The organism is Halovulum marinum (genome assembly GCF_009697225.1).
In the GTDB taxonomy this organism is placed as follows: Bacteria; Pseudomonadota; Alphaproteobacteria; order Rhodobacterales; family Rhodobacteraceae; genus Halovulum; species Halovulum marinum.
Genome location: NZ_WIND01000041.1, coordinates 1 through 10,977, shown reverse-complemented (window position 1 = coordinate 10,977; position 10,977 = coordinate 1). Strand labels below are relative to the sequence as shown.

Here is a 10,977-nt window from a genome sequence, read left to right as displayed (position 1 = left end):
TGTTCTCCTCGTTCTTGGAGACCAGCAGACGTCAGATCGTAGCTTCCGTCACTGTCCGATTTTCGGGGGGCAGCTCATACATCCTGTTCCAGTAGCAACAAGGAGACCTCACAATGCAACGGATCAAATCCTTTATTGCCAGCACGCTGATCGCCCTGATCGTGGTCGCCGGCTTCGGTTTCGGCATCATGGCCATCGGCTTTGCTGTCGTGCTGGGCGGGGCCTTCGCACTGGCGCTGCGCCTCGCAGCACCGAGCCTGATCGCGAAAGCGGGGAAGGGCGGCGAAGACATCGACGACGAAACCTCAGCAGCCGAACCGGCAGCGGCCTGAACACACACGCGAAAAAGGACGGAACGCGGCGGGAAACACCCGCCGTTTTCGCTTTTCTGTCAGCTGGAAAGAATCATGACAGACATGTAATCGGGCCGTCAGGCGCGAGCGAGATGCACCGCTTAGATCAGTCTCATCGGACGGGATGGTCCCGGCCAGACACCAAGGAGACTACATCATGAAACGCAACAAGATCGCGCTCGCTGCCACTTCCGGCCTGGTCGGCCTGTCGGTTCTCGCCGGTTCGTTGGCCTATGCCGGTTCGGATGCGAAATCCGCCGAGGAACTGCAGCAGTTCCTGGGCGCCAATCCCAAGGTCGCGGCCGCTGTGGCCGGTGTCGAGACCAAGACCGGCGGCAAGATCGTCGGCGCGGAGTTCGACGACGAGGCGGCGGGCAACGCGATCGTCGAGTTCGAGATCATGATGGCCGACGGGACCGAGCAGGAGATTCTCTACACGCTGGCCGATGGCTCGATGGCGGTCGAGGCCGACGAGGACGGCGAGGACGGCGACAACCATGGCGGGGCTGACGACGACGGCGACGACGATGACGACGAGGCCGACAAAGGCTGAGTCGCGCAGGATCGCCATTCATGACAGAACATCGGTGGCCCCCAACGGGGCCATCGGCATGTGACGGAGCAAGCAGTGAAAATTCTGGTCATCGAGGACGACAGGACCACCGGTGCCTATGTCGCGGACGGACTGCGCGAAGAGGGTCACGTCGTCGATGTCATGGAAGACGGCCGCGATGCGCTGTTGCAGGCCAGCGCGGCAGATTACGATGTCCTGATCGTGGACCGGATGCTGCCCGGTCTGGACGGGATGGCCCTGGTCAGGACCCTGCGCGGCGCGAAGAACCAGACACCGGTGCTGTTCCTGACCTCGCTCGGCGGCGTGGACGACCGGATCGAGGGGCTGAATGCCGGTGGCGACGACTATCTCGTGAAGCCGTTCGCGTTCGGAGAACTTTCTGCCCGGGTTGCGGCACTGGCCAGGCGTCCGCGTGCGACACAGGAAGAGACGGTCCTCCGCGCCGGGGATCTGGAAATGGACTTGCTGCGCCGCAAGGTCACCCGGGCGGGGCAGGTCATCGATCTGCTGCCCCGGGAATTTGCTCTGCTGGAACATCTTCTGCGCCGCAAGGGCCGGGTGCAGACCCGCACCATGCTTCTCGAGGCCGTCTGGGACATCAGCTTCGATCCTCAGACGAACGTGGTGGAGACGCATATCAGCCGCCTGCGGGCGAAGGTCGACAAGCCGTTCAAGACGGAACTGATCCACACCGTCCGTGGCTCGGGCTACCGGATCGAGGCGTGAGCCCTGGCGAGCCCCCGAGACATATGGACCTCGACGCCGCTGCGCCTTTCACTGGCAATGGCCGCGCTGTTTGCGCTGATCAGCCTGACCAGCCTGGCCGTGACCTATGCGATCGTGCGGGAAAACACCGTACAGGCGTTGCGCGCGACGCTGGAGCAGGAAGTCGCGGGCTTCAGGGCCCTGCCGGACACGGCCGCGGTGGTCACCTTTGTCCGCTCGCAATCCGAAACGGCCTCACCTGAGGATCGAATCCTCAGCTATGTTCTGCCTGGCGGGCTTCACGTCGGCAACACGGCACTGACTTCGAATGAAGACGGACATTCGGCCGTGTCTTTCGACGATGACGCGCGGGACATCGACGGCGACTACTTCGTTCTGAGCACGCCGGTGCACGGCGGCCAACTGACGATTGCCCTCAGCGCCGAGCCCTTGCAGGACCTCCGGGAAGCGTTCCTGGCGGTCTTCCTGTTCAGCCTGATCCCCACCACGTTGATCGTCGTCGGCGGCGGCGTGCTGCTGGCCCGTCGCTCCGTCCACCGCCTGAACCGCATCGACACTGTGCTCGACCGCCTGACGACCGGGGACTATGCCGCGCGGGTCGCGCCAATGCCGGGACGCGCCGACGATCTCACCCGCATCGGCGCCCGGATCGACAAGATGGCGGCAGTACAGGAGCAGCAGATATCCGCCCTGAAACAGGTTTCCGCCGACATCGCCCACGACCTGAAGACCCCGATCCAGCGCGTCTCGGTCCTTCTCGATCAACTACGGGACAAGGTGCGGCCGGACGGGGGCGCTGCCAGTCTGGTCGACCGGGCCACCGCCGAGACGGAAGGAATCGTGAGGACATTCCAGGCCTTGCTGCAGATTGCGCAGGTCGAGGGCGGATCGCCGAAGCAGCGGTTCAAACCGGTGGATATCGCCGCGCTGGCCCGCACGTTCTGCGAGCTCTACGAGCCGTCGGCCGAAGAAACCGGTCATGCGTTGACACGGGACATTCCCCACCGGCCGATCCTGGTGAACGGCGAGAAATCGCTTCTGGGACAGGTCTTCGCCAACCTGATCGAGAACGCGCTGCGCCACACGCCGACTGGAACGACCGTATCGGTCGGCGTCGCGCCGCAGGCCGGAACCGTTCGCGTCTCGGTCAGCGACACCGGGCCCGGTATTCCCGAGGCAGAGCGCAAGAACGTCCTGCGCCGGCTCTACCGCCTCGAACACAGCCGCACGACCCCGGGAAACGGACTGGGTCTGAGCCTGGTCGCGGCGATCGTGGAGATGCATGACGGCGATCTGGTTCTCGAGGACAATGCGCCGGGGCTGAGGGCGGTCATCACCTTTCAGACAGCAGGGACCGGGAACGCTCGCGCATGAGGACGCCCATTTCAACGGGCACTCCGGATGGCCTCGCGCGGCGGTGCTTGGCGCGAACGACGGGCGCGGGACCAGAGACGGACAGTCAGAGAGTCAGCATGCCGGCTTGCAAGATCGAACGGCTCGTTCAGATCGGCGCGACGGAGAATTGCGGCTCGCGGCGCGAAGTCGCCGGCGCGCAGATCCCGGAAGCGATGGCCACCGGCCGGGGGCGACGGCCGCGTCGACGCCGCTGCGCCACCGGTCTGCGGAATGCACGGGCAGCCGTCCGTCAAGGCTTGGGTGCAGCTGCGGCGCAATTGACGAGCCGTCCGGCTCCGGAACCTCGCTCAAAGCATCGACGGGATGTCGGACGCGCCGGTGGGATAGGCGAATATCGTATCCTTGAGCTGATCGGCCGTCAGCCCGTGCCGTACGGCCAGGGTAAAGGCATTGATGACCTCGTCGGCGTGCGGACCCAGCAGGTGCGCGCCGAGGATCTGTCCGCTCTCTTCCTCGACCAGAACCTTGTAACCCGAAACGGATTCCGCCTGTTGGCGCGTCGAGAACCAGCCCGGCGTCCGGTCGCACCGGGTGCGGAACTTCAATCCCTGTTCATGGGCTTCGGACTCGTTCAGCCCGACCCGCGCAAGGGGCGGCAGGGTGAAGGCGACCGAGGGCACGCCCGTGTAGTTCGGCGTGCTGTGATTGCCTTCCAGCAGGTTCGCCGCGACCACGTTGCCGTCATGGCTGGTCACGGGGGTCAGCGGCGGGCCCATCTGGGCGGTGTCGCCGGCGGCGTAGACGGCCGGGTTCGACGTGCTTTGCAGGTATTCGTTGAGGGCCAGCTTGCCGTCCCGCAGTTCGACCCCACCGGTCTTGAGGTCGAGCGGCTCGAAATCGGGCTTGCGGCCAGCGGCATGCACGACCAGGTCCGCTTCCAAGGTCCTCGAACCGCCGTCGCCGGCTGCGGTGACGCGGAAGCCATCGCCGGTCTTCCCGATGCGCTTGACCTCGGTGCCGGTGTGCAGGGTCACGCCGATCTCTTTGTATTTCTCCATCAGCCATCCGACCAGGTCCGGATCGAAGCCCTTGAGCATCCGCTCGCCGTGCTGGAGGATCGTGACCTCGGCGCCGGCGCGCGCGGCGATATGCGAGAACTCGGCGGCGATGTAGCCTCCGCCGACCAGCACGATCCGGCGCGGCAGGTTCTCCATCTCGAGAAAGCCCTCGTTGTCGATCAGGTACTCCTCGCCGGGGATGCCCAGCTTCATCGGCTCCGCCCCGGTCGCCAGGACGATGTGGCTGGCTTCCAGCGTGTCGCCATCGATCTCGACAGCGTTCGGGCCAACGAAGCGGGCCCGCCCGTGGAAGGTTGCGATGCCGCTTTCGGAAAAGCTCTTCTCCTTCTCCTCCGGCACCGGGTCCGTGACGCCGCGCTTGAACTCCAGCAATTCGCGCCAGTCGATCCGCACCTCGCCCGCGATTCCCTTGCCGTGCATCCGGCGGGCGTGGTCGGCGGCAGAGGTGCCCCCGATCAGCATCTTCTTGGGATCGCAGCCGCGCAGTGCGCAGGTGCCGCCATAGGGGCGGAAATCCGTCACGGCAACACTTCGGCCCGCGGCGCTGACGCGCATTGCCACGGTGGTCGCGGCGATGCCGCTGCCGATGACGATCACGTCGTAGGTCTTGCTCATCGTGTAATTCCTTCAATCAGGTTCGCCGGCTGCCGCGAGCAGCCAGCCAGCCGGCCAGGGCCCCGGCGCCGACAAGGCCGGCAAGCATGGGGACCATGCGGGCCATCATGCGAGCCTTCATCCCGGGGCTTGGGCCCAAGGCGCATTTATCGCAGCAGTAGAGCCGGTCCCCGCGTTCCACCCCGGGCGCGGGGAAGCGGCCGCCACAGCGGGCGCATTCTTCGACTTCGTGATTGCGAACCTCCCCGGAACCCATCGCCGCAAGAGGGACGCCGCGCCGTCCGTGTGATGTTATTTCGTGGCTCTCCCGTTTCAGATCGACGTCGGCATACCGCGAGACCGGCGGGTGCGGAGAGGCATCGTCCCGCCGGTCGAGGCGGACGTCGCCACCTGCGCCCGGTACGGCGCGCGCTGTGCGGTCCGCGTGGGTGCCGCGAAGCGCCCGGCCACCGCCTCTTGCGTGCAGGTCGAGGTTGATGGCGCTGTTGATCAGCGCCAGATGCGTGAACGCCTGCGGGAAATTGCCCAGAAAGGCATGATCGTCCAGGTCGATTTCCTCGGCATAGAGGCCGACGTCGTTCGCCTTGTCCAGCAGACGTTCGAACAGCGCGCGTGCCTCGTCTGCCCGGCCGGTGCAGAGCAGCGCATCCACCAGCCAGAACGAGCAGATCAGGAAGGCGCCCTCGCCACCGCTCAGGCCGTCATCCGTGTCTTCGAGACGGTACCGCAGGACGTAATCGCCTTCGCGTAGGTTGCGCTCGACGCCGCGCACGGTCCGGTCGAGGGCATCGTCGGAGAGAGGCAGATCGAGCAAGGGCAGCAGCAAAAGCGCGGCATCCATTCCGCCACCGGCAAAGGTCTGACGGAAGCCGCCTTCGTCACCGTCATCTGCATGGGAGATCAGGGCTTCGAGAATCTCTCGGCGCGCCTGGCACCATGCTTCGCGCTCTCCGAGCAGACGGATGGCGCGGTCCAGTGCAACCCAGGCCATGGCCTTGCCGTGCACATAATGCCGCGGTTCGCCGCGCATCTCCCAGATGCCCTGATCGGCTTTGCGCCAGACCTGCGCAACGTGGTCGGCGATGCCCTCCAGTATGGCGCGCAGGGTCTCGTCGATCGGCCCGCCCAGGACCCGGTAAGCCAGGGCCCAGTCGGCGACTTCGCCGTAGATGTCGAGTTGCGCCTGACCCGCCGCGGCGTTGCCGACGCGCACAGGCTTCGAGCCGGCATAGCCGTCGAGGTGATCGAGACAACGTTCCCCGACCAGGCTCCCTTCCTCGATCCCGTAGAGGATGCGCAGGTCCGGCAAGCACTGGGCGCAGCAACGCCCGAGAAAGTCACAGTAGCGGCCCGCCTCAGCGTCGTAGCCGAGGCCGCCAAGGGCCTGGAGGATGAAAGCCGAATCGCGCAGCCAGTTGAAGCGGTAGTCCCAGTTCCGTTCGCCTCCGATGTCCTCCGGCAGGGAGGTCGTCGGGGCGGCGACGATGGCGCCGGTCGGCGCATAAGTCAGCGCCTTGAGCGCCAGCGCGCTGCGCTCCACCGCCGCGCGGTAGGGACCCGTGTAGCGCGAGGCGCCCGACCAGTCGCGCCAGAACTCGGATGTCGACCGCAACAGCGCGTCCGCCTGTTCGGCGGGCGCGTCCGCCACGGCATCAAGGGGCGCCAGGACGAAGGCGCGCCGCTCCCCCTCGGCCAGGGCAAGCTCCGACCGGACCCGCTCCGCGCTCGGGGCGCCCGCCTGGAACAGCCGCATGTCCGGCCGAGCGCCGGCCTCCGGGTCGAACGCGCAGGCGCCGGGCTCGAAGGCGACGTCGAGATTGCATTGACCTTCCAGCGCCTCCACCACGCGCACCAGCCAACCGGGGGCTTCGAGATCGACGAAGGGTTCTGGCGTGTCGGCCGCACTGCGGACCGGCAGGAAATCGGTGACCTGCACGCGCCCGCGGGAAGTCGTGAACACGGTGCACAGGATGTTGCTACCGTCCAGATAGGCCCTCTCGCTCTCGAAAGGCGCCGTCGGCGCAATGCGAAAAGTCGCGCCTTTCGTCGCGTCCAGCAGCGCCCAGCAGACCGGCTGGGCGTCGAACCGGCCGGGGCAGAACCAGTCCACCGCGCCGTCGCGGCCGACCAGCGCCGCGCCGTGGCAGTCGCCGAGAAGGGCGTAGTCCCGCAGGGGCAGGTATCCGTCCTTGCGGACAGGCATTATCCGCCCTCGCGAAAGGAGGGGTAGAGCATCATGCCGCCATCCACGAAAAGCGTCGTTCCGACCACGTAATCCGACGCGTCCGACGCGAGCCAGACCGCGGCCTCGGCAACGTCCTCGGTTTCGCCAATCCGGCCATAGGGGATGAGCGTCAGCAGCTTCTTCCGGGCGGTCTCATCCTCCCAGGCGTCGCGGTTGATGGCGGTCCTGATCGCCCCCGGCGCGATGGCGTTGACGCGGATCTTCTCGCAGGCAAGCTCCTGCGCCATCGTTTCCATCAGCAGCTTCACGCCGCCCTTGGCGGTGGCGTAGTTCGCATGCCCCGCCCAGGGTATGGTCTGGTGCACCGAACTGGTGAAGATGATCTTCCCCAGCGCCGGAGAACGCTTCGTATCGAGCCCCTGCCGGCGGAAGCGCCGCACCGCCTCCTGCGCGCAGAGGAACTGTCCGGTCAGGTTGACGTCGATGACCTTGCGCCAGTCGTCGAGGCTCAGTTCGGTGAAGGCGGCGTCGCGCTGGATGCCGGCGTTGGCCACCGCGATGTCGGTCCCGTCGAAAAGGCGGTCTGCCTCATCGAAGAGCTTGCCGCAATCCTCGGGCTTCGAGACGTCGGCCTGCACCGCCTCGGCGCGACCGCCGGTCTCGCGGATTTCGCCGACGATCCGCACGGCGGCCCTCTCGTCGGAGCGGTAGTTGACGATGACCGCCGCCCCCGCCGAGGCGAAGGCCCGCGCGATGCCTTCGCCGATGCCGGAGCTTGCGCCGGTCACGATCGCACGGGTGTTCCCGAGTTGCGACTGCGGCATGACATCCTCCAGATCTGCTGGTCGGGCCCATCGGAGGCCCCAACCGGACACGCTGCTCTTGCTGCCGCGTCTTCTCGGGCGCGGCCGCACAAAGCGCCCGCTGCGGGTATTCCGTGACCTCGGTCGCCGCCAAGCCGGCGCGCAGGCCAACAGCCAGGTCCAACGCGACATGCGGTGCTTTCACCAACAACTCCAGCCGGACGCGCCAGCTACACGGCTCTGTATCCAACTACAGCCATGGGGGAAGGTTCCGGGTGACTCGAGAATGGCGCGTCGCGGCCGCCTCTTGCAGGAGAGATCCGGCCCACCCAACGGGCGGCCCGGACCGCCGGCAAGGGGCTTTATCCAGCGCAGCAGCTCAGCATGGCCACGCAGGGCTGCGCCACGAGCTTCGGGCCCTCCACGGTCGCCAGACAGGGGAGGACCGTTCCGCCGAGTTCCTCGGTCGTCATGCCCGCCTTCAGCGCCATCACCAGCGTCTGGATGGTATCGGACCCTGCGGGCGCCACAATCTGCCCGCCGAGCAGCCGGTCCGTCTCCGGGCCGGCCACGCGTTCGATTGGTCCGCGCGTATCGCGTGCCGCCTGAACCCGCGGCACCTGCTCGAGCGGCAACACCTATCTCCGGCATCGCGCGCCAGTAGCTCGCTCAGACCGACCCCTGCCACCTGCGGATCGGTAAAGACCACCCGGGGCATCGTGCAGTTGTCTGATGGCTCTCCGGCGTCCGCCACGGCGTGGCGCTCCGCGATCTTGGCACCCTATGCCGCCGTGTGGACGAACTGGTCGCGGTCGGTCACGACGCCGGCGGCATGGCTGCCGGGGCGCGAGGTCCGCATGTCCTGGCCCATGACGATCCCGCCGCGGCTGTCGGTTGCAGCCAACGCCGCTTTGAAAGCGCAGAGAAGACGTCGAAGAGGGTGAACCCGGCCGCGGCTCTGGCGACGAATCCTTTACAAAACCAGGGTTGTGGTTATTTTACTGCCATGACCACGACCAGCCCCAACGCCCGCGCTCTGGCCGCTCTCGGGCACGATGCCCGCCTGTCGATCTTTCGCCTGCTGGTCAAGGCTGGCGACGACGGCCTGCGGGTCAGCGATATCGGCGAGCATCTCGGCCTCGCGCCATCGACGCTTGCCCATCATCTGTCGACGCTGGTCGATGCCGGCCTCGTGCTGCAGGACAAGCAGGGACGCGAGGTCTTCAACCGGGTCGCTTTTCCCGCGATGCACGCGCTTGTCGGCTTCCTGACCTCCGAATGCTGCGCCGGAGTTGCGCTCCGCTCGTCGGAGGATACTGCATGAGACACGCGCGCCCATTTTCTCTCCTTAAAAAACTACAATTCCGGAGATTTGGCGATGACTGACACAACCCTGGAAGCGCCGGGCCGCCGGTCCGTCCTGCGACATCTGTGGCAAGACCAGAGGGTCTGGCTTGCCTCCGCCGCGATTCTTGGGGCGCTGGCGGTGTTCGATACGCCACAGGCCGCCGACAGCGCGCTCTTCGCTGGTGATGCGCTTCTGGGCACCGCGCCGTTTCTGATCCTGTCGATCGCCATCGCCGCATGGGCGGGGGCGACTGGCGCAGATAACCTGATCGCGAAGGCTTTTTCGGGCGCGCCGATCCTGATGATCGGGCTGGGCGCGCTGGCGGGCGGCATCTCGCCGTTCTGCTCCTGCGGGGTGATCCCGCTGATCGCGGCACTGCTGGCGATGGGTGTGCCGCTCTCGGCGGTGATGGCCTTCTGGCTGGCCTCGCCGATCATGGACCCGTCGATGTTCGTGCTGACGGCCGGCGTTCTGGACCTCGAGTTCGCCATCGCCAAGACCGTCGCCGCGATTGGATTGGGCGTGTTCGGCGGCACGGTGGTGCACCTGCTAATGAAGGGCGGCGCCTTCGCCGATCCGCTGCGCGAGGGCATCGGCAACGGTGGTTGCGGCGGCGTGAAGATCCGCGCGCCGAAACCCGTGATCTGGCGGTTCTGGGCAGATGCCGAACGCCGCGCCAGGTTTGGCAAGACGGCACTGAGCACGACGCTGTTCCTCGCCAAATGGCTGACGCTGGCTTTCATCCTCGAAAGCCTGATGCTGGCATGGATTCCGGCGGAAACGGTGACCGCGACGCTGGGGGGCGAGGGCTTGCTGCCGATCGTGATCGCGACGCTGGTGGGCGTGCCGGCCTACCTCAACGGCTATGCGGCCCTGCCGCTGGTCGGCGGGCTGATCGGGCAGGGCATGGCCCCGGGCGCGGGCATGGCCTTTCTTGTTGCAGGCGGTGTCACCTCGATCCCGGCGGCCATGGCGGTCTGGGCGCTGGCCCGTCCGCCGGTCTTCCTGCTCTACATCGGGCTGTCCCTGACCGGCGCGTTTACATCAGGGCTGCTGTTCCAGCTCTGGCTGAACCTGTAACGCAATGACCGACGCGGCAGTGACCGGCACCACGCGGAGATGGCCGGTCATCTTCTGTGCTCGCCGCTCCGACCGCAGCCAGCACCGGACGGGGGCCGGCGGCGGCGCTCTGACGATCTCGGCGCTGGCGCTCGGAAATGTGGGTCTTGTCGCGCTTCTGAGGCGCAGCATTCGTCCTTGTCGACCTGCAGCCGCGATACAAGGGTGTCGCGCCCGAAGAAGAGCTGCATTGCCCGAAGCCGGCTCCCGTCGCTAACGTATGGGCAGGGACGCCATTTTCCATGGACAGGAGGCGATTCCTCGCCGGATCTGCGGCATGCGCGGGCATCGGCCTGCCCGCCTTGGCGCGGGCCCCCGAGACATTCCGCCTTGGGCTGACACCGGTGATTCTGGACAATGGTGCCGTCGTCGCCGTAACGGAAACTCGGACGTGCGAGTGATGGCGCCCCTCTCCGTTCAGGGCAGGAACGTCGGACGGATCGTGACGGAACTCGATGTCGGCGACCCCGTCGCGCAACGTCGCAACGCGGCGCTCGCGCTGCTGGCAGGCAATGCGGTCGCCACATTGGTGCTCGTTCTTGCGGGATACTTTGTCATGGCGGCGACGCGGCGGCGCTCGAACAGCGTCGTCAGCAGATCGCCCAGAAAGCTTGTCTGTTTCATGTCTCGTCGCCTCGCGGCTTCCGGCCCGTGTCAAGAAAATCGATTTTATTTGACACAGAACAGCAATATCGTCAAAAACGGGCAAAAGCAACGAGGAGTTTTGCGATGAGATTTCTGGTGGGCGCGCGTGCGGGCAGGCAGGCGGTGTATCTGCTGCGGGACGATCGGGCCCATGACCTGACCGCGCGGTTCGAC

At 66.5% G+C, this 10,977-nt stretch carries 11 protein-coding genes; 7 read left to right on the top strand and 4 right to left on the bottom strand.

Going from position 1 to position 10,977, the window contains the following annotated elements; translation table 11 throughout:
* The first annotated feature begins 113 nt into the window (after positions 1–113).
* The 4 genes from GE300_RS21510 to GE300_RS21495 all read left to right on the top strand — a co-directional run bounded on the left by GE300_RS21510 (position 114) and on the right by GE300_RS21495 (position 3,027).
* Positions 114–332 (top strand): hypothetical protein, encoded by a 219-nt coding sequence (locus tag GE300_RS21510; protein WP_154449613.1) that lies wholly within the window; start codon positions 114–116, stop codon positions 330–332.
* Positions 333–510: 178 nt separating this feature from the next.
* Positions 511–906, top strand: a complete 396-nt coding sequence (locus GE300_RS21505) for a hypothetical protein (protein WP_154449612.1) — start codon at positions 511–513, stop codon at positions 904–906.
* A 75-nt stretch (positions 907–981) separates the two neighbouring features.
* A complete protein-coding gene (locus tag GE300_RS21500; protein ID WP_325063356.1) occupies positions 982–1,653 on the top strand; it encodes a winged helix-turn-helix domain-containing protein in 672 nt (223 codons plus the stop codon).
* A gap of 57 nt (positions 1,654–1,710) precedes the next feature.
* Positions 1,711–3,027 (top strand): sensor histidine kinase, encoded by a 1,317-nt coding sequence (locus GE300_RS21495; RefSeq protein ID WP_233417294.1) that lies wholly within the window; start codon positions 1,711–1,713, stop codon positions 3,025–3,027.
* Between the two features lie 329 nt (positions 3,028–3,356).
* On the opposite strand, the gene GE300_RS21490 is transcribed toward GE300_RS21495, so the two are convergent.
* The 4 genes from GE300_RS21490 to GE300_RS24005 all read right to left on the bottom strand — a co-directional run bounded on the left by GE300_RS21490 (position 3,357) and on the right by GE300_RS24005 (position 8,326).
* Complete coding sequence (locus GE300_RS21490; RefSeq protein ID WP_154449608.1) at positions 3,357–4,703, bottom strand: dihydrolipoyl dehydrogenase family protein; 1,347 nt, start codon at positions 4,701–4,703, stop codon at positions 3,357–3,359.
* 16 nt (positions 4,704–4,719) lie between these two features.
* Positions 4,720–6,906, bottom strand: a complete 2,187-nt coding sequence (locus tag GE300_RS21485) for a glycoside hydrolase family 15 protein (RefSeq protein WP_154449607.1) — start codon at positions 6,904–6,906, stop codon at positions 4,720–4,722.
* Positions 6,906–7,883, bottom strand: a complete 978-nt coding sequence (locus GE300_RS21480; RefSeq protein WP_233417293.1) for a glucose 1-dehydrogenase — start codon at positions 7,881–7,883, stop codon at positions 6,906–6,908. Before GE300_RS21480 ends, GE300_RS21485 begins: the two co-directional genes overlap by 1 nt.
* Positions 7,884–8,053: 170 nt before the next feature.
* The gene (locus GE300_RS24005; RefSeq protein WP_456064541.1) at positions 8,054–8,326 is read right to left on the bottom strand and encodes a hypothetical protein; all 273 of its coding nucleotides are present in this window, start codon (positions 8,324–8,326) and stop codon (positions 8,054–8,056) included.
* 371 nt (positions 8,327–8,697) lie between these two features.
* Here GE300_RS24005 and GE300_RS21470 point away from each other — a divergent pair, with 371 nt between their 5' ends.
* From GE300_RS21470 to GE300_RS21460, 3 genes are all read left to right on the top strand, one after another.
* Positions 8,698–9,015, top strand: a complete 318-nt coding sequence (locus tag GE300_RS21470; protein ID WP_154449603.1) for an ArsR/SmtB family transcription factor — start codon at positions 8,698–8,700, stop codon at positions 9,013–9,015.
* A 54-nt stretch (positions 9,016–9,069) separates the two neighbouring features.
* Positions 9,070–10,119, top strand: coding sequence for a permease (locus GE300_RS21465; RefSeq protein ID WP_233417292.1), 1,050 nt, complete (start codon positions 9,070–9,072; stop codon positions 10,117–10,119).
* 436 nt (positions 10,120–10,555) lie between these two features.
* Positions 10,556–10,891 carry a hypothetical protein gene (locus GE300_RS21460; RefSeq protein ID WP_154449599.1) on the top strand — a complete coding sequence of 112 codons (336 nt, stop codon included), beginning with the start codon at positions 10,556–10,558 and terminating at the stop codon, positions 10,889–10,891.
* Positions 10,892–10,977: the final 86 nt, after the last annotated feature.

Excerpts from the sequence above, each read along its gene's own strand:
- GE300_RS21465 (WP_233417292.1), top strand. The coding sequence starts at position 9,070 with ATGACTGACACAACCCTGGAAGCGCCGGGCCGCCGGTCCGTCCTGCGA.
- GE300_RS21510 (WP_154449613.1), top strand. The coding sequence starts at position 114 with ATGCAACGGATCAAATCCTTTATTGCCAGCACGCTGATCGCCCTGATC.
- GE300_RS21485 (WP_154449607.1), bottom strand. The coding sequence starts at position 6,906 with ATGCCTGTCCGCAAGGACGGATACCTGCCCCTGCGGGACTACGCCCTT.
- GE300_RS21505 (WP_154449612.1), top strand. The coding sequence starts at position 511 with ATGAAACGCAACAAGATCGCGCTCGCTGCCACTTCCGGCCTGGTCGGC.
- GE300_RS21495 (WP_233417294.1), top strand. The coding sequence starts at position 1,711 with ATGGCCGCGCTGTTTGCGCTGATCAGCCTGACCAGCCTGGCCGTGACC.
- GE300_RS21490 (WP_154449608.1), bottom strand. The coding sequence starts at position 4,703 with ATGAGCAAGACCTACGACGTGATCGTCATCGGCAGCGGCATCGCCGCG.
- GE300_RS21470 (WP_154449603.1), top strand. The coding sequence starts at position 8,698 with ATGACCACGACCAGCCCCAACGCCCGCGCTCTGGCCGCTCTCGGGCAC.
- GE300_RS21480 (WP_233417293.1), bottom strand. The coding sequence starts at position 7,883 with ATGTCGCGTTGGACCTGGCTGTTGGCCTGCGCGCCGGCTTGGCGGCGA.